Below are 16,350 nucleotides of genomic sequence, written 5' to 3' on the forward strand. Positions count from 1 at the left end.
CGGCGGGATGCGGGGAGTCTACCCACATGTGACGGCCGTCACGAACCGCCGTGGAATCCTGTCCCCAACGTTTCCCGTCGCCCGACCGTCCGAGTGGGTGAGGACGACACGGGAGGGGACCCATGAGTCGCTGGGAGGACCAGCTCGCCGAGCTCGCACGGGCACGAGGGCGTGCGCTGGTCGGGTACGCCTACGTGCTCTGCGGGGACCAACGGCTCGCGGAGGACCTGGTGCAGGACGCGCTGGTCAAGGTGTTCGCGCGGCTGCGTCGTGGCGCGACCGGTGACGCGCGGGGCGGACCGGGCGTGCATCCGCTCGACGGGGGCGGGACGAGCGAGGCGTACGTGCGACGCGCGATCCTCACGCTCTTCCTCGACGAGCACCGGCGCACGAAGCGCTGGGCGGCGGCGCGCCCGCTCGTGGCCATCGATGACCGGGTGCGCGGCGCGGCCTCGGGCGCGACGGCGCGGGCGGACGTCGCCGCCGCGCTCGGGCGCCTGGCCCCGCGCGAGCGGGCGTGCGTCGTCCTGCGGTACTTCGAGGACCTCACCGTGCCGCAGGTGGCCGACGCGCTCGGTCTCGCGCAGGGCACCGTCAAGCGCTACCTCGCCGACGCGACGACGACGTTGCGCGACGTGCTGCGGGTGCCCGACGACGGCGCCGTGCGAGCCACGGGCCGAGCGGCCGGCGGGGGCACCGACCTCACCACGACCACGACGACAGGACGGAGGGCCGGACGATGAGCACGAACCACGCGCGGGACGACTGGGCGGACGCCCGCACCGACGAGGCGCTGCGCCGCGAGCTGGACACCCTGGCCGGACTGGGGGCGTCGGCGTCGACCCTCGACGACGCGCTGGGATCCGTGGGGCGGCGGGTCCGACGCCGGCGCACCGTCAAGCAGGCCGGGATCGGCGCCACGACGCTCGCCGTCGCCGCGGGGCTGGTGCTGGGGGGTGCCGCGCTGCTGCCCGACGCGCCGCAGCCCCTGCCCGGCCCGGCGAACAGCCCGACGCCGTCGCCGTCCGACGACACGCCGAGGGACGGCGCGCGCGCCGCCGACCTGATCCGGCCGGGGTACCAGCCGGGCTGGCTCGAGGGAACCGGGCTGACGTGCGGCATGCCCGCCGAGGACGTGCCCACCACCCGCGCCCAGGGCTACAAGATCCTCGTCGCCGGGGACGACCCGCACCTCGGCGGCCCCGCCACCGACGAGCCGGCGATCCTCCGCCTCGACACCTGGACCGTCGTCGGCGAGACGCCGCCCGAGGACGGCGTGCTCACCGGCCCCACCCTCCTGTGGGCGCAGGACGGACAGGTGGTCGACCTCGGGATCAACATGACCGAGGACCCGGTCGACGTCCGGCCCGGGCGGATCGACCGGACGGCCGAGGACTCCACCCTCACGACGTGCGCGCCGGACGGCGAGGCCGAGGGCACCACCTCCTACGCGACGCCCCTGCCCGACGGCGAGTACCAGGTCACGCCCTACGACGTCGTGTGGTCGGACGACTTCCAGGAGCACGTCGTCGTCGCGGGCCCGTGGCTCGACGTCCGCGTGGATGCCGACGGCGCGACGCTCATCGCCCCGCTCGACACCGCCGGAGAGGCGAGCGACACGGCCTCCGAGGTGGGCGACTGCTCTGCGGCAGGCCTCGACGTGCCGGAGCCGGACGTCGCCGAGCTCCCCGAGCCCGTGCAGGACACCGCGCGGACTCTCCTCGAGGCGGCCACGAGCTGCGACGACCAGGCGCTCACCACGCTCGCCGAGGCGGCCGGGCGGCATGACCTGAACTGGGGCGGGCAGCCGCCGCGCGACACTTTCGCGCTCCCCGACGCCGAGCAGGACGACGACGTGTACGCGATCCTCGCGCGGCTGCTCGTGGGGACGACGCCCTGTGTGATCGAGTCGCAGGGCGACGACGGCGTCGAGCGGGCGTACTCGTGGCCGCGCGTGAACCCCGGCGGGTGCGAGGCGACGACCGAGGACTGGCAGGACGCCGTCGACGCGGGCGCGATCACCGCGCGCGAGGCGGAGGAGATGCGCGACGCGGGACGGTCCGGCTACGAGGGCTGGCGGGTCGTGATCCGCGAGGACGGCGGCTGGATGCAGTTCGTCGACGGGTACCTGGGGCCGCCGCGCGGCGAGTGACCCGCGCCCCGGTGCCGCACCTGCGGCGCGGGCCGGCGTGGGAAGATGACGGTCATGCCCGACGTCGTCCCCGCAGCAGCCCGTGCCCACACCGAGGACCTGGGGGCGTTCGTCTCCGCCTCGCCGTCGTCGTACCACGCCGCCGCGGAGGTGGCCCGACGCGCGGAGGCCGCCGGCTTCGCGCGGCTGGACGAGACGGCCGCGTGGGACGTCGCGCCCGGCGGCCGCTACGTCGTCGTCCGCGACGGCTCGGTCATCGCGTTCGCGGTGCCGCCGACGGCCGGCGCGACGACGCCGTTCACCATCCTCGGCACGCACACCGACTCCACCGGGTTCAAGCTCAAGCCGAAGCCGACCACCGGTCGCGACGGCTGGGTGCAGGCCGGCGTCGAGGTGTACGGCGGGCCTCTGCTCAACTCCTGGCTGGACCGCGAGGTGGAGCTCGCCGGCCGGCTGGTGACGTCGGACGGCTCAGGTCGCACGGTCGAGCACCTGGTGCGCACCGGCCCGATCGCGCGCATCCCGCAGCTCGCCATCCACCTCGACCGGTCGGCCAACGACGGCCTGACGCTCGACAAGCAGCGGCACACGCAGCCCGTCGTCGGCCTCGGCGACGTGTCGCAGGCCGACGTGCTCGCGGAGCTCGCCGCCGCGGCCGGCGCGGACGGTGAGGGCGTGGACGCCGCCGACGTGCTCGGCTACGACGTCGTGCTGGCCGAGACGCAGCCGCCGCGCGCCTTCGGCATCGGCGAGGCGCTGTGGGCGTCGCCGCGCCTGGACAACCAGCTCTCGACGCACGCCGCGATCGTGGCGCTGCTCGCCGTGGCGCCCGAGGACCTCACGGGGATCGGCGTCGTCGCGGCGTTCGACCACGAGGAGATCGGCTCGGGGTCGCGCTCGGGCGCGGCCGGCCCCTTCCTCGAGGACGTGCTGCGGCGGGTGTCGGCCGGGCTGGGCGCGGCGGAGGACGAGCGGGCCCGCGCGTTCGCGGCGTCGCTGTGCGTGTCGTCCGACGTCGGGCACGCGGTGCACCCGAACTACCCGGAGCGGCACGACCCGGCGAACCACCCCCACGCGGGCGGCGGCCCGATCCTCAAGATCAACGCCAACCAGCGCTACGCGACCGACGCGCACGGGGCCGCGCGCTGGCAGGCGGCGTGCGCCGCGGCCGGGGTGCCGAGCCAGGAGTTCGTCTCGAACAACACGGTGCCCTGCGGCTCCACGACGGGCCCGATCACCGCGACCCGCCTCGGCATCCGCGTGGTCGACGTCGGCGCCGCGATCCTGTCGATGCACTCCGCGCGCGAGCTCACCGCCGTCGTCGACCCCTGGTACCTGTCCCGCGCCATGCAGGCCGTGCTCGCCGGCTGACGAGACCGACCGGCGGTCGTCGTGCTCAGCGGAGGCCGAGCTTGCGGGTGCAGTGCGGCCACTGCCCCCAGCCGGCGCGGTCCTGCAGGATCTGCGCCCGCTTGGTCTGCTCACCCTTGCCGTGGCGGTGCGGCAGGCCCTTGCCGCCGACGGCGTGCCACGTGCGGCCGGTGAACTGGTACATGCCGTAGAACCCGTTGCCCGTGTTGGTACGCGGGTTGCCGCCCGACTCGCAGCGCGCGAGCTGTCCCCACACGTTGCGCTTCGTGATGCGGCTCGTCGAGATCCAGCCCGTCCTGCCGCCGGGCGCGCGCACCTTGACGCGGTTGCTGTCGCGGCCTGTGGTGCGGGCCAGGACTGCGACCTTCGTGCCGAGGCGCACCTTCTTGACGACCTTGGACCCCGAGCCGATGTCCTTCGTCAGCGCGACCCGGCCCTTGGTGTAGCGGGTGCCGGAGACGTCCTTGAGCTTGACCGGCGTCACGGCCTTCTTGGAGACCCAGCCCACCTTGCCGGCGGGGGTCCGCACCTGGAGGCGGTACGTGCCGCGGTCCAGGACGCGCAGCTTCGTGCCGTCGTCGGGCCGGGCGACGGTCCGGGACCGGCTGGACGGCGTCTTCGTGAGGGGCGCCTTGTTCCACTTGACCCAGCGGACGCCGCCGCCAGTGGCAGCGGTGCGCACGGACTGTGTGACGGCGGACACGGGAGCGGCGGAGGCAGGGGTCGCGGAGGCCACGGCCGGCACCACCATGGCGGAGGTGACGAGCGCGCCGGCGACTGCGGCCACGACGGAACGACGGGCGGTGGATCGAGGCATGCGTACCAGGGAACGATGTCACGATCGGATAACAAAGCCCGAGCGTGAATGCACACACTCCCTTCACCTGAAAGGGGTGTCATTCACGTTCAAAACCCGATAGTGCGGTTGTTCTGCACGGATACCCCTATGGCGGACATGCCCGGCCTGCTCTCCCGGGCGCCCTCGCCCGCCGTCCCGCCGGACAGGTCGCCGCGCGGTGCGAGACTGTGGCCCGTGCCCGCCGACCCCGCCACCGCACCCGGGCAGCACCCGCTGCTCGACGTGCTGACCGCGCACGGGGCCCGGGCCGACCGCCTCACGCACGTCCGCACCTTCCCGGCGCGCGCCGGCGTGACCGTCGACTGGCCGGCGTGGGCGGAGCCGGGCGTGGTGGACGGCTACCGGTCGCTGGGGGTCGAGCGTCCGTGGGCGCACCAGGTCGAGGCGGCCGACGCCGCCTGGCGCGGGCGACACGTGGCGCTCGCGACGTCCACCGGCTCGGGCAAGTCGCTCGCGTTCTGGCTCCCCGCGCTCACCGCGGTGCGCGGCCCCGCGCCCGCGACCGTGCTCTACCTGTCGCCCACCAAGGCGCTCGCGGCCGACCAGCTCGCCGGGCTCGAGAGGCTCGTCGCGGCCATGCCCGAGCCGGGCCCCGGCCCCGCGGCGCGTCCGCGCGTCGCGACCTGCGACGGCGACACGCCCACCGAGGAGCGGCGCTGGGTCACGGAGCACGCCGACGTGGTGCTCACCAACCCCGACTTCCTGCACTTCTCCCTGCTGCCCGGCCATCGCCGCTGGGCGCGGCTGCTGCGCGGGCTGCGGTACGTCGTCGTCGACGAGGGCCACGCCTACCGGGGCGTCTTCGGCGCCCACGTGTCCCTGGTGCTGCGGCGGCTCGCGCGGCTGGCCGCCCACTACCGGCCGTCGGACCGGCTCGCGCCGGAGGGCTCGGCGACCCTCGGCAAGATCGTCTTCGTGGTCGCGAGCGCGACGACGGCGGAGCCCGCGGCGAGCACCGGGCGACTGGTCGGCGTGCCGCCCGAGGACGTCGTGACGGTCACCGCCGACTCCTCGCCCGCCGGCCGGCGCACGTTCGCGCTGTGGCAGCCGCCGGAGGTCGCCGGGTTCGAGCGCTCGCGCGCGGCCGCCGGTGAGGCGCCGTCGCACGACGACGACCCGTGGGCGCTGCCCGACCCGCTCGACCCGTCCCACACCGAGCACGAGTCCGAGCCGGTGCTCACGACCCGCGGCACCGCCGAGCACCCGCGCCGGTCGGCGACCGCCGAGGCGGCGGACCTGCTCGCCGACCTCACCGCGCACGGGGCCCGCACCCTCGCGTTCACCCGGTCCCGGCGGGGGGCCGAGTCCGTGGCCCAGCAGGCGCGCGACCACCTGCGCCCCGTGGCCGCGGGGCTCGAGGCGCGGGTGGCCAGCTACCGGGGCGGCTACCTGCCGGAGGAGCGACGCGCCCTCGAGGAGGCGCTGCGCACCGGCGAGCTGCGCGGGCTCGCCACGACCAACGCGCTCGAGCTCGGCGTCGACATCTCCGGTCTGGACGCCGTCCTCGTCGCGGGCTGGCCCGGCACCCGAGTGTCGTTGTGGCAGCAGGCCGGCCGCGCCGGGCGGGCGGGCGCCGAGGGCCTGGTGACCTTCGTCGCGCGCGAGGATCCCCTCGACACCTACCTCGTGACCCATCCCGAGGCGGTCTTCGACGCCGCGCTCGAGGCCACCGTCTTCGACCCGGCAAACCCGCACGTCCTGGCCCCGCAGCTGTGCGCCGCGGCGCAGGAGGTGCCGCTGCGCGCCGAGGACCTCGCCGCCTTCGGCGACCCGCGTGCGGTGCGCGACGTGCTCGACGTCCTCGTAGCACGCGGCGCGCTGCGGCGCCGGCCGTCGGGGTGGTACTGGACACACGCGCAGCCCGCATCGGCGATGGCGGACCTGCGTGGCTCCGGCGGGCGACCGGTGCGGGTGGTGGAGGCGACGACGGGTCGCCTGCTCGGCACCGTGGACGCCGGGTCCGCGGACGGCCAGGTGCACGACGGCGCGGTGTACGTGCACCAGGGGGCGACGTTCGTCGTGGACCACCTGGACCTCACCGACCACGTGGCGTTCGTCGTGCGCAAGGACGTCGAGCACGGCACCTGGTCGCACGAGGTCATGGAGATCGCGCTCGACGACCAGGGCCAGCGGCCCACCGAGACGCGCGAGTGGGGCCCGGTGCGGTGGGGCCTCGGCCCCGTCGAGGTCACGAGCCAGGTGGTGAGCTTCCAGCGCCGCCGCCTGCCCGACATGCAGGTGCTCGGCACGGAAGCTCTCGACCTGCCCTCGCGCACGCTCGCCACGACCGCCGTCTGGTGGTCCGTGCCGGACTTCGTGCTGCGGGCGGCGGGCGTCTCTGCCGACGAGACGCCGGGCGCCCTGCACGCGGCCGAGCACGCGTCGATCGGGCTGCTGCCGCTGCTCGCCACCTGCGACCGGTGGGACCTGGGCGGCGTGTCCACCGAGGTGCATCCCGACACCGGCGAGGCCACCGTCTTCGTGTACGACGCGTACCCGGGTGGCGCGGGATTCGCCGAGCGCGGGTACGAGCTCGGCGCCCGCTGGCTGCGCGCCACGCGCGACGCGATCGCCGCCTGCGCCTGCGCGGAGGGCTGCCCGGCGTGCGTCCAGTCGCCCAAGTGCGGCAGCGACAACGCGCCTCTCGACAAGTCCGCAGCCCTGCGCTTGTTGGATGCCGTGCTGAGCCACGCGCCGGCGGAACCTACCATCGTGAGGTGACTATCGAGATCGACCTCGCCGAACGACGCCGTTCCCGCGAGGAGACGCGCGTCGACCCCGCCAACTCCCGCTCCTGGCTCCTGCTGTCGGCCCTGCGCGACGACGCGTTCGACGCCGCCCAGCTCTCCCGCGCCGACCAGGTGATCCTCGACTGCGAGGACGCGGTCGACGACAGCCGCAAGGACGAGGCGCGCGCCAAGGTGCTCGACTGGTTCGCCCAGGGCGGCCGCGCGTGGGTGCGCATCAACGAGCGCGGATCGCAGGCCTGGGCCGACGACGTGCGCGCGCTGCGCGACACCGACGGGCTGCTCGGCGTCATGCTCGCCAAGACGGAGTCCCCCGACCAGGTGGTCGACACCGCCCAGCGGCTCGGCGGCAGCGTGCCGGTCATCCCGCTCGTGGAGTCCGCGCTCGGCATCGAGGACGCCGTGAGCATCGCGCGCGCCCCGGGGGCGTTCCGCCTCGCGTTCGGGTCCGGCGACTACCGTCGTGACACGGGCACGGCCAACGAGTCCCTCGCGATGGCGTACCCGCGCTCGCGGCTCGTCACGGCCAGCCGCATCGGCGGGCTGCCCGGCCCGATCGACGGCCCCACGGTCGGCACCAGCCACGCGCTGCTGCGCGAGCAGTCGGCGGACGGCGTGGCCCTCGGACTCACCGGCAAGCTCTGCCTGGACCTCGAGACCCCGGCCGTGATCAACGAGTCGTTCAGCCCGTCGAGCGCCGACGTGGCATGGGCGCTCGACTTCCTCGCTGACTTCGAGGCGTCCGGCTCGGTGATCCGTGACGGCTCGGACAAGCCTCGCCTGGCACGCGCCCGCAAGATCAGCGAGCGCGCCGCACTGTTCCACGTCAACCCCTCCTGACGTCGTCGCCGGTCGGGCTGTCGGGGCCCACGCCGGTGGTGCCGGCCGGCCTCGGGCCGGCACGGGCACGCGCGGTGGCGTCACCGAGCGAGGCCGCCCACGGCCCCGCCTCCGGGCCCAGCGCCGGCCTCGCGACCCGTACCCCGACGGCGCCGCCGCCCTCCGGGACGCACGCCGCCAACCGTCCGTCGTTGCGACGCACCGCCTCGGCCGCGGTGGCGCACGGGTCACCGCCTTGCCGCCACGCGGTCGCGGCGGCAAGGGCACCGAGATCCGCGGCCGCCTGTGCCGAGCCGCGCGCACGTTGCGCGGCTCCCAGCGCGCCGACGGCCAGCGCGAGCAGCACGACCACGGCGGCCAGCGCCAGCACGACGACGGTCCCCGCACCGCGGTCTCCGGCGGTGTCCCTCCTCACGGCTCGACCCAGGCCGTCGCGTCGCCGGACGCGCGTACGGGCGCCCCGGCGAACCAGCCGCCCACCACCGGCCGGGTGACGGTGACCCGTACCCACGTGCCGTCGCGGGCGACGCTCAGCTCCGCGTCGTCGCCGCCGACCTGCGCGACCGCCTGCCGGGCCGCCGCGTCGTCCTCCCCGATTGCGTAGGCGCGGGCCCCCGCCCGGGCCGCGTCCAGGGCGCGCATCTGCGCCGTGGACGCGGCCGCGAGGCTGAGCACCGCGACCAGCAGGAGAACCACCACCGGCAGCCCGACGGCGAGCTCGGCCGTCACCGCGCCCCGCTCCCCGTCGGGCCTCGCGCGGAGGCGCCTGCTGCGGTGCGTCGCCATCAGACCGACAGCGCCGAGCTGATGATGCCCTCGAGCAGGCCACGCACGGTGTCGCTCTTCAGCACCGCGATGAGCAGGCCTGCGAACCCGACCGCGGCCACGGTGGCGACGGCGTACTCCGCGGTCGCGAGCCCCGCCTCCGGGTCCACCCCCTGCGTGCGGGGCGCACGCGCGGGCTCGTCGGAGCGCACGCCCGGCGAACCCTCGCCCTCCGTCGCGGTCGTCGACGCGCCGCCGCCCTGCTCGACCTCGGCCGCCGAACGGCCCTCGTCCTCGTTCCTCATGACCCCTCCGTGTTCTCGTCGTTCTCTTCGACGTGCGTCGCGGTCTCCACCGCGATGCCGTCCTGCCGACCGGAGCCGGATGCCCCGGGCCGGTCGTGACGCATCCACCCGGCCGGGCGGGTGCGTCGGACCCGGGCGGTGCCCGGGTCGTCGTGGGCCGGGCACCGTCACCCGGACAGCAGGTCGACGCCCAGCGCGAGCAGCACGGGCACGAGCCCGACCAGCACGAACGCGGGCAGGAAGCAGGCGCCGAGCGGCAGCACCAGGCGCACCGCGAGGCGGGCCGCGGCGGTGCGGGCGGTCGCCCGGCGGGCGCGCAGCAGCTCCTCGCCCGCGGCGCGCAGCGCGCCGGACGGCGATGCGCCGTCGGTCCAGGCCCCGCGCAGCGCCCGGTGGGCCGGCGCGAGCCGCCCGGGGGCGTCGCGCCACGCCCCGTCCCAGTCCGCGCCGAGCCGCAGGGCGTCGGCCGCGGCACGCAGGGCGGCACCGTCCGCGGTCCCGCGACCGACGGACCCGCTCGCTCCACGGTCAGCCCCCACGGCGGCGCCGGTGGCCTCGAGCGCGCGCGGCACCCCGGCACCGGAGCGCAGCGCCGCCCCCAGCAGCTCGAGCAGCACGGGCACGTCCACGGGCTCGTCCCCGGCGCGCTCACCGGGCACGACGGGCCGGCGGTCGGACTCGAGGTGCGTCACCCTTCGGTCGGTAGCCCGTCGCGCGACCCACCACGGCAGGGCCGCGAGCAGGGCGGCCGCCGCCACCGTCCACGCGACACCGGCGGGCGTGCCGCCGGACAGCAGGGCGATCACCGTGCCTCCTCCCCCGCCGTCCGGGCCACGGCGACGAGCCGTCGCGTCCACGCCCACCCGGTCGCGATCAGCAGGAGCCCGAGGCAGACCGCCACCGTGCCCGCGCCGCCGTCGAGCGCCGTCGCCAGCGGGTCGGCGCCCAGCACGCCGCCCAGGAGCGCGCCCAGCAGCGGCAACCACATCAGGACGCGCGCGGTGGCCCGCGGGCCCGCCAACGACGCCTCGCGCTCCGCACGTGCCTCGGCCTCGGCCACCAGCGCCCCGGACACGGCGTCGAGCACGGAGGCGAGCGGGGCGCCGACGTCGCGTGCGAGCACGGCTGCCGCGACCACGGACCGCGCGTGCCCGGCGCCGCCGACGAGAGGGGTCAGGGCCGCCGCGTCGGGCACCCCGGTGGGGTCGACCGGCACGCCGAGCGCACGCGACCACGCCGCGGCGGGCGGTGCGCCGGCCTGCAGCAGCGCGACGACCTGCGCGACCGCGACGCGCACGGCCTCCGCTCCCGAAGCCTCCCGCCGCACCCGTCTCATCCCGGGCCGCGGCCCTGGGCGCGGCACCACGGACGCCCGCGCGATCGCCGCCGCGCGGCGTCCGCCGCGGGCCAGGACCAACCAGGCGGCGAGCCCCACCCAGAGGCCGACCGACGCGGAGCCCGCGACGAACCCCGTCACGCGGCCCACCGCCCGATCAGCTCGTCCCACGCGTCGTCCGGCCGGGGCGTCGACCCCGGCGCCCACCCGGCAGCGCGACGCACCACCAGCCGCCCGTCGCCGTCCCGCCCGACCAGGCCGATCTCGGCGAGGTGACGCCGCCCGCCGTGCCGCCGCAGGTGCAGCACCACGTCGAGGGCTGCGGCGGCCTGCGCCGCGACGGCGTCCCGAGGCATCCCGGCCAGGGCCGCGAGCGCCTCCAGCCGCGCGGGCACGTGCTCGACGGCATTGGCGTGCACGGTCGCCATCCCGCCGTCGTGCCCCGTGTTCATCGCCAGGAGGAGCTCGCGCACCTCGGCGCCCCGGCACTCCCCCACGACGATCCGGTCGGGCCGCATCCGCAGCGCACCGCGCACCAGCTCGGTGAGCGTCACCTCGCCGACACCCTCGACGTTGGGCCGGCGGGCGGCGAGGGACACCACGTGCCGGTGCCGGGGCGCGAGCTCGCGGGCCTCCTCGACCACGAGCACCCGCTCCCCCGGCGGCACCAGTGACAGCAGCGCGGCGAGCAGGGTCGTCTTGCCGGTGCCCGTGCCTCCGGTGACGAGCAGGTTGGCCCGGCCGGTCACCAGCCCGTGCAGCACGGCCTCCCACTGCGGAGGCAGCCCGCCACCAGCGACGAGCGACTCCACGGAGTGCGCCGCCTGGCGCAGCACCCTCAGCGCGATGACCGCCCCGGCCGGCGCGACGGGCTCCACGACGGCATGCAGGCGCGTGCCGTCGGGCATGCGGGCGTCCACGGTCGGGGCGGCGTCGTCGAGCCGCTGACCGGCGACGGCGGCCATCCGCACCGCCAGCGCCCGCACGGCGTCGGGGGTGCCGAGATCGAGGTCCACGCGCCGCAGCCCGTCGCCGCGGTCCACCCACACGTCGCGCGGACCGTTGACCAGCACGTCGGTGACGTCGGGCTCGTCGAGCAGACCCTGCAGCGGACCCGCGCCCGTGAGCTCGGCGCGTGCCGCCCGGGTGAGGTCGGCGAGCGCGGCCGAGCCGAACACCCGCCCGGTGGCCCGCAACGCGTCGCGCACTGCGGCGTCGTCGAGCGCCGAGCCGGACGCGCCGACGCGGGCCCGCACGTCGTCCAGCAGGTCACGGTCGACCAGCGCGCGGCCGGTCACGCCGCACCCGCAAGCGCCGTCACGAGCGGGTCCACGGCTCGGCCGAGCGGGGACCGCCGGCCGACGGGAGGCCCGTCGCCACGGTCGACGGCGGCCGCGAGCCGCGTGTCCGCGCGCACGGTCGTGACCACCCGCAGGCCGACGACGTCCTCCAGAGCGGCCGCGTCGATGCGACCGGGCGCAGGCCGCCGGGCGACGAGCCACGGGTCGCGCACCCCCAGCTCGACGAGCTCGGCACGCGCGGCGAGCGCCCCCGCGACCCCGGTCGCGGTGCACGGCACCACGAGCAGCACGACGTCCGCGGCCGACACGAGCATCCGCACGGCCGCGGTCCAGGCGGCGGGCCGGGGCAGGTCGAGCACCACGGACTCACCGCCGCGCAACAGGCCGGTGGCGACGTCCACGACCACGGCGTCGTCGGGGCGCTCCGGGCGCAGGCGCGCCCCGGAGAGCACGGGTACCGAACGCCAGCGGGGCAGCGCCGCGACCAGCCCGACGCCGTCCACGTCGCCGCGGGCGGCGGCGAGCTCGGGCCATCGGGCGCCGGGCTCGTCCTCGATGCCGAGCAGCACGTCGGCGCCTGGGCCGGGCAGGTCGAGGTCGACGAGGACCGCGCCCTCCCCGGCGCGCCGCAGCCCCTGCGCGACGGCAGCGGCGAGGATGCTCACCCCCGCCCCGCCGCAGGCGCCGACGAGGGCGATCGTGCGTCTCCCCCGGGCGGACGCCCATGGCGCCCGCCCAGCCGGGCGCCACGGCGCGGCGTCGCGCTCCGGGGGGCCGGCCCCTGCGGGCAGGTCGGCGACGGTCGTGGCCCCGAGGGCCGGTGCCGTCGGCCGGGGCAAGATGCGGGTGAGTGCGTCGTCCATGCGCCCAGGCTGGGCCGCGGCGACGTGCCGGAGCGGCGGCGCGACGAGATCTGTGGACGGACGCCGCCTGGGGGCGGGCTCCCGGCGGTGTCAGGCCGCGGCGGCGTCCTCGGGAACCGGCGCGACCGGGGCCTGCCGCGCCCGCTGCCGTTCCGCGCGCAGCGCCGGCACGAAGCACAGCACGCCGAGCACGCTGAACCCGCCGCCGAGCACCATGGCGAGCGTGGTGGACGTCGTCTGGGCCACCCAGCCCAGCGCGGGCGACGCGACGGCGTACGACGCGAACCCCACCATCGACGCCATGGACAGCACGGTGGAGCGGTTGTCCCGACGCGCCTCGCGGTGCAGCAGCGCGTTGTAGCTCGGTCCGGAGCTGCCGTGCAGCCCGTACGTGACGAGGTAGGCGACCACCAGCATCACCGGGCCGCCGGTGAGCCCCATCCACACGGCGCCGAGGCCGTTCAGGACGCGGGCCGCCATCGCGGTGCGCGCGACACCGAACCGGCGCGACGCGACGCCGCAGAGGGCGGCGCCGAGCGCGAACACGCCCCAGCCCACCGAGGCCACCGGCCCCATGACCGCGCCCGCCTGGGCTTCGCCCCCGAGCAGCTCGGCCAGCCGTACCGGCTGCAGCGACTCGAAGACGACCATCGCCGCGGCGGCGAAGATCTCCACGAGCAGCAGGCCGCGCAGCACGCGGTTGTCGCGGGCCAGCCGCAGCCCGGACGCGATGCTCGCGGGAGCCTGGCGGGCGGCGTCGGCGGTGGCTCGCCATCCCGCGCGCCACCGCCGAAGGCCCCGGGTCTCGACGGCCTCGACCTGCGTGGGCCGGGGCTCGCTCACCAGCAGCACGACCATCACCAGGTGCGCGACGGCGAGCACGCAGTACGCGGCGTACGGGAGCGCGAGCGCCGACCACGCCGGGAAGGGGTGCCACCAGACGAGCCCGCCGGAGACGAGCGCGCCCAGCGCGATCGACGCGCCGAGCACGGTGCCCTGGTGGGCGAGGGTGCGGTCCACGTCGGCACCCGGGTGCTCGGCGTGCACGGCGTCGACGAACCACGCCTCGAGCGGGCCGGAGTCGAGCGCCCGGAACAGCCCCGTGAGCGCGGCCGCGACGACGAACGCCCACACGGTCTGCGCGAGCAGGAAGGTCGTGGCGGCCAGCACCTGCGCCACTGCGGCCGCGACGAGCATGGGCCGGCGCCCGACGGCGTCCGCGGTGCCGCCGGTGGGCAGCTCGAGCGCGAACACCACGAGCCCCATGACGGACGCGAGCGTGAGCGTCTGCCCCACGGACAGCCCGCGCTCGATCGGCAGCAGCGTGGTGACCGACACGACCAGCCCGACCGGGAACCACCGTGTGGCGGTGAGCAGGAGGAAGACGCGCTGCGGTGTCACGACTCGTCCTCCCCCGGAGATGCCTCGGTCTCCGCCTCGGGAACGTCGTCGGCGTCGAGCGGGAACAGGAACCGCCACAGGTGCAGGCGTCGCGCCCGGGGGTCGCCGGTGCCGACGCGCAGGTACTTGTTGACGACGGCCTCGAGCTCGGCCTCCATGGCCCGCGCCTGCTCGGGCGTGACGTCCACCCAGGTGTCGGTCATCCCGGAGACGTCGGTCCACTCCGTGGGCCAGCTGTCCTGCACGTCGAGCCAGTGCGCGTAGTGCGTGTCGAACTGCCGGTGGTAGTCCCGCACCAGCCAGCCGAGCGCCGTCTGCGCGTCCTCGTCCCCGCCGAAGTCCGAGTCGCGCCACCCGTGGCTCTGCGTCGCGGCCTCCCAGAGCCGCTCCTTGCCGCGCCCGTCGCCGGTGTCGCTGACGAGCCCGACCGATTCCAGCTTGCGCAGGTGGTAGCTGGTGGCGCCGGTGTTGGTGGACAGCTCGGCCGCGAGCGCTGTCGCCGACGCCGGACCACCTCGACGCAGCGCGCCGAGCAGCCGGGACCGCAGCGGGTGCGCGAGCACCTTGGCCGCCTCGGCAGTGAGCTCGAGGTGGGTGTACGGGCGCTCGGGCGTCGGTTCCATGCCTGCACAGTAACCATGCACAATTCTTGTGCACAAGAGTTGTGCATGAAGTCCCAGGCGGCGGGTCGGCGCGCACGACTAGGCTCTCGCCCGTGACCGACCAGGGACCGCGCGAGACGTCACCGCCCGCGGCGGCGAGCCCCCGGGTGCGCGTGGCCGCGTTCTTCGACCTCGACAAGACGATCATCGCGACGAGCTCGTCGGCCGCCTTCTCCAAGCCTTTCTACGCCGGGGGCCTCATCACCCGCGGCGACGTGCTGCGCAGCGCGTACGCGCACCTCCTCTTCTACGCCGGCAACGCGGACGCCGACCAGACCGAACGGATGCGCAAGCACCTGTCCGAGCTCGCCACCGGCTGGGAGGTGAGCAAGGTGCAGCAGATCGTGGCCGAGACGGTGCACGAGCTCATCGACCCCTACGTCTACGCCGAGGCCGTGGAGCTCATCGCCGAGCACCACGAGCTCGGGCACGACGTCGTCATCGTGTCCGCCTCCGGGGCCGAGCTCGTCGAGCCGATCGCCACCGTGCTCGGCGCCGACCACGTCGTCGCCACCCGCATGGCGGTCGAGGACGGCCGGTACACCGGGGAGATCGAGTTCTACGCGTACGGCGCGCAGAAGGCCGAGGCGGTGCGGCAGCTCGCCGCCGAGCGCGACTACGACCTCGAGCGCAGCTACGCCTACTCCGACTCCGTGACGGACGCGCCGATGCTGGGCGCCGTCGGCCACGCCTTCGCCGTCAACCCCGACAAGACGCTGCGCCGCGTCGCCGCCGAGAACGGCTGGGGGGTGCTCACCTTCTCCCGCCCCGTGGCCCTGCGCTCCGCCATCCGCCCGCCCGCGGTCGCCCTCGCCGCGGGGGGCGTCGTGGCCGCCGGGATCGCCGCCTGGCTGCTCCGCCGCTGGTGGGTGCGCCGTCGCGCCTGAGCGCTTGCACACCGGCACGGGCGGGCGTTCCATGGGTGAAGACAGCCGGACGCGGGACCCACGCACAGGAAGTCCCCGGTTGAGGACCCACTCGGTGGGAACGGCCCCACCCAGTGATCGGATTCAGCGCCTGATACCCGCGTCCGGGCTGGCGGGCACGGCGCTCGGTCGATCGAATCCCGGGCGCCGTCTTCGTGCCCGCTCCCTCAGCGCTCCGGCCGGGCCCGCCACTCCGCCGCGAGGATCCCGTACGTGTAGCCGTCGACCCAGCCCAGCTCGTCGTGCCACGAGTCCTGGACGCCGTGCTGCTCGCGCCGCATCCCGACCTTCTCCATGACGCGCCACGACGCCGCGTTGGCGGCGAAGCAGCCGGCGGTGACGCGGTGCAGCCCCAGCTCCGCGAACGCCAGCTCGAGCAGCCCGCCCGCGATCGCGGTGGCGACGCCCCGACCGGCGTACGCCGGGTCGACCAGATAGCCCAGGGACCCCTCGACGCCCCGCCACACGTCGCCCTGCGACTGTCCCATCCCGTCGCCCACCGACAGCGTGCCCGTCCCGACGACGACGCCGTCCAGGTCGGCGACGACGGCGTGGTCGCGCGGGTCGTCGACGGACGCGAGCCACGTCGCGCGGTACGCCTCCGGGTCCACCTCCGTGCGCAGCAGCCAGCGGGTCACGTCCGGCCGGTTGCGCCAGGTGAGCACCTGGTCCAGGTCCGCGGGCGTCGGCGGTCGCAGCACGACGGGGTCGGACCGGCGCGGCCAGCTCACCTCGAGGGTCGTCATGGTCGAGGTCTACCAGGCCGCCCCGCCCGCTCCCAGCGGAATTCGTCGCACCGCGGCCGGGGCGGTTTGTGAGGAG

Annotated in this window: 17 protein-coding genes; 6 read left to right on the top strand and 11 right to left on the bottom strand. The window is 76.1% G+C overall.

The features are described 5' to 3' along the window. Nucleotides 1-122 precede the first annotated feature (122 nt). Genes B5Y66_RS16685 through B5Y66_RS16695 form a run of 3 tightly spaced genes read left to right on the top strand, consistent with a single transcriptional unit; the run spans nt 123 to nt 3,523 of the window. Entirely contained in the window at nt 123-743 is a 621-nt protein-coding gene (locus B5Y66_RS16685) for a sigma-70 family RNA polymerase sigma factor (protein ID WP_079575646.1), read from the top strand. Then, the gene (locus tag B5Y66_RS16690; RefSeq protein WP_079575647.1) at nt 740-2,152 is read left to right on the top strand and encodes a hypothetical protein; all 1,413 of its coding nucleotides are present in this window, start codon (nt 740-742) and stop codon (nt 2,150-2,152) included. Before B5Y66_RS16685 ends, B5Y66_RS16690 begins: the two co-directional genes overlap by 4 nt. A 54-nt stretch (nt 2,153-2,206) precedes the next feature. Continuing rightward, nucleotides 2,207-3,523: a M18 family aminopeptidase gene (locus B5Y66_RS16695; protein WP_079575648.1), complete on the top strand. Its 1,317-nt coding sequence runs from the start codon at nt 2,207-2,209 to the stop codon at nt 3,521-3,523. A gap of 25 nt (nt 3,524-3,548) precedes the next feature. Here the strand turns inward: B5Y66_RS16695 and B5Y66_RS23180 are convergent, their stop codons facing one another. Continuing rightward, on the bottom strand, nt 3,549-4,340 hold the full coding sequence (locus tag B5Y66_RS23180) for a transglycosylase family protein (protein WP_139820947.1): 792 nt from the start codon (nt 4,338-4,340) through the stop codon (nt 3,549-3,551). A 216-nt stretch (nt 4,341-4,556) separates the two neighbouring features. Between B5Y66_RS23180 and B5Y66_RS16705 the strand changes: the two genes are divergently transcribed. After that, nucleotides 4,557-7,103, top strand: coding sequence for a DEAD/DEAH box helicase (locus B5Y66_RS16705; protein WP_245807183.1), 2,547 nt, complete (start codon nt 4,557-4,559; stop codon nt 7,101-7,103). Then, entirely contained in the window at nt 7,100-7,969 is an 870-nt protein-coding gene (locus B5Y66_RS16710; RefSeq protein WP_176168913.1) for an HpcH/HpaI aldolase/citrate lyase family protein, read from the top strand. Before B5Y66_RS16705 ends, B5Y66_RS16710 begins: the two co-directional genes overlap by 4 nt. Here the strand turns inward: B5Y66_RS16710 and B5Y66_RS16715 are convergent. The 9 genes from B5Y66_RS16715 to B5Y66_RS16755 form a co-directional block, all read right to left on the bottom strand. Beyond that, nucleotides 7,956-8,384 (bottom strand): Rv3654c family TadE-like protein, encoded by a 429-nt coding sequence (locus B5Y66_RS16715; RefSeq protein WP_079575649.1) that lies wholly within the window; start codon nt 8,382-8,384, stop codon nt 7,956-7,958. The genes B5Y66_RS16710 and B5Y66_RS16715 overlap by 14 nt on opposite strands. After that, nucleotides 8,381-8,698, bottom strand: coding sequence for a TadE family type IV pilus minor pilin (locus B5Y66_RS16720; RefSeq protein WP_245807184.1), 318 nt, complete (start codon nt 8,696-8,698; stop codon nt 8,381-8,383). The genes B5Y66_RS16715 and B5Y66_RS16720 overlap by 4 nt, the downstream gene beginning before the upstream one ends. 56 nt (nt 8,699-8,754) lie before the next feature. Continuing rightward, entirely contained in the window at nt 8,755-9,039 is a 285-nt protein-coding gene (locus B5Y66_RS16725) for a DUF4244 domain-containing protein (RefSeq protein ID WP_079575651.1), read from the bottom strand. A gap of 167 nt (nt 9,040-9,206) precedes the next feature. After that, the gene (locus tag B5Y66_RS16730) at nt 9,207-9,845 is read right to left on the bottom strand and encodes a type II secretion system F family protein (RefSeq protein WP_245807185.1); all 639 of its coding nucleotides are present in this window, start codon (nt 9,843-9,845) and stop codon (nt 9,207-9,209) included. After that, nucleotides 9,842-10,516 (bottom strand): hypothetical protein, encoded by a 675-nt coding sequence (locus B5Y66_RS16735; RefSeq protein WP_079576000.1) that lies wholly within the window; start codon nt 10,514-10,516, stop codon nt 9,842-9,844. Before B5Y66_RS16735 ends, B5Y66_RS16730 begins: the two co-directional genes overlap by 4 nt. Next, nucleotides 10,513-11,673, bottom strand: a complete 1,161-nt coding sequence (locus B5Y66_RS16740; RefSeq protein ID WP_079575652.1) for a TadA family conjugal transfer-associated ATPase — start codon at nt 11,671-11,673, stop codon at nt 10,513-10,515. Before B5Y66_RS16740 ends, B5Y66_RS16735 begins: the two co-directional genes overlap by 4 nt. Further along, nucleotides 11,670-12,539, bottom strand: coding sequence for a pilus assembly protein FlpE (locus B5Y66_RS16745; protein ID WP_245807186.1), 870 nt, complete (start codon nt 12,537-12,539; stop codon nt 11,670-11,672). The genes B5Y66_RS16740 and B5Y66_RS16745 overlap by 4 nt, the downstream gene beginning before the upstream one ends. Before the next feature lie 90 nt (nt 12,540-12,629). After that, entirely contained in the window at nt 12,630-13,940 is a 1,311-nt protein-coding gene (locus B5Y66_RS16750; RefSeq protein WP_245807187.1) for an MFS transporter, read from the bottom strand. Further along, nucleotides 13,937-14,563, bottom strand: a complete 627-nt coding sequence (locus B5Y66_RS16755; RefSeq protein WP_079575653.1) for a winged helix-turn-helix domain-containing protein — start codon at nt 14,561-14,563, stop codon at nt 13,937-13,939. The genes B5Y66_RS16750 and B5Y66_RS16755 overlap by 4 nt, the downstream gene beginning before the upstream one ends. A 92-nt stretch (nt 14,564-14,655) precedes the next feature. Between B5Y66_RS16755 and B5Y66_RS16760 the strand changes: the two genes are divergently transcribed. Further along, on the top strand, nt 14,656-15,489 hold the full coding sequence (locus B5Y66_RS16760; protein ID WP_079575654.1) for an HAD family hydrolase: 834 nt from the start codon (nt 14,656-14,658) through the stop codon (nt 15,487-15,489). A gap of 206 nt (nt 15,490-15,695) precedes the next feature. On the opposite strand, the gene B5Y66_RS16765 is transcribed toward B5Y66_RS16760, so the two are convergent. Further along, the gene (locus B5Y66_RS16765; RefSeq protein WP_079575655.1) at nt 15,696-16,274 is read right to left on the bottom strand and encodes a GNAT family N-acetyltransferase; all 579 of its coding nucleotides are present in this window, start codon (nt 16,272-16,274) and stop codon (nt 15,696-15,698) included. Between the last annotated feature and the right edge of the window lie 76 nt (nt 16,275-16,350).

The sequence above is a fragment of the Krasilnikoviella flava genome (assembly GCF_900167525.1).
In the GTDB taxonomy this organism is placed as follows: domain Bacteria; phylum Actinomycetota; class Actinomycetes; order Actinomycetales; family Cellulomonadaceae; genus Isoptericola; species Isoptericola flavus.

What these genes read in the sequence shown, in the direction of transcription:
- B5Y66_RS16745 (WP_245807186.1), bottom strand. Translation starts at nt 12,539, where the DNA reads ATGGACGACGCACTCACCCGCATCTTGCCCCGGCCGACGGCACCGGCC.
- B5Y66_RS16725 (WP_079575651.1), bottom strand. Translation starts at nt 9,039, where the DNA reads ATGAGGAACGAGGACGAGGGCCGTTCGGCGGCCGAGGTCGAGCAGGGC.
- B5Y66_RS23180 (WP_139820947.1), bottom strand. Translation starts at nt 4,340, where the DNA reads ATGCCTCGATCCACCGCCCGTCGTTCCGTCGTGGCCGCAGTCGCCGGC.
- B5Y66_RS16690 (WP_079575647.1), top strand. Translation starts at nt 740, where the DNA reads ATGAGCACGAACCACGCGCGGGACGACTGGGCGGACGCCCGCACCGAC.
- B5Y66_RS16755 (WP_079575653.1), bottom strand. Translation starts at nt 14,563, where the DNA reads ATGGAACCGACGCCCGAGCGCCCGTACACCCACCTCGAGCTCACTGCC.
- B5Y66_RS16695 (WP_079575648.1), top strand. Translation starts at nt 2,207, where the DNA reads ATGCCCGACGTCGTCCCCGCAGCAGCCCGTGCCCACACCGAGGACCTG.
- B5Y66_RS16765 (WP_079575655.1), bottom strand. Translation starts at nt 16,274, where the DNA reads ATGACGACCCTCGAGGTGAGCTGGCCGCGCCGGTCCGACCCCGTCGTG.
- B5Y66_RS16685 (WP_079575646.1), top strand. Translation starts at nt 123, where the DNA reads ATGAGTCGCTGGGAGGACCAGCTCGCCGAGCTCGCACGGGCACGAGGG.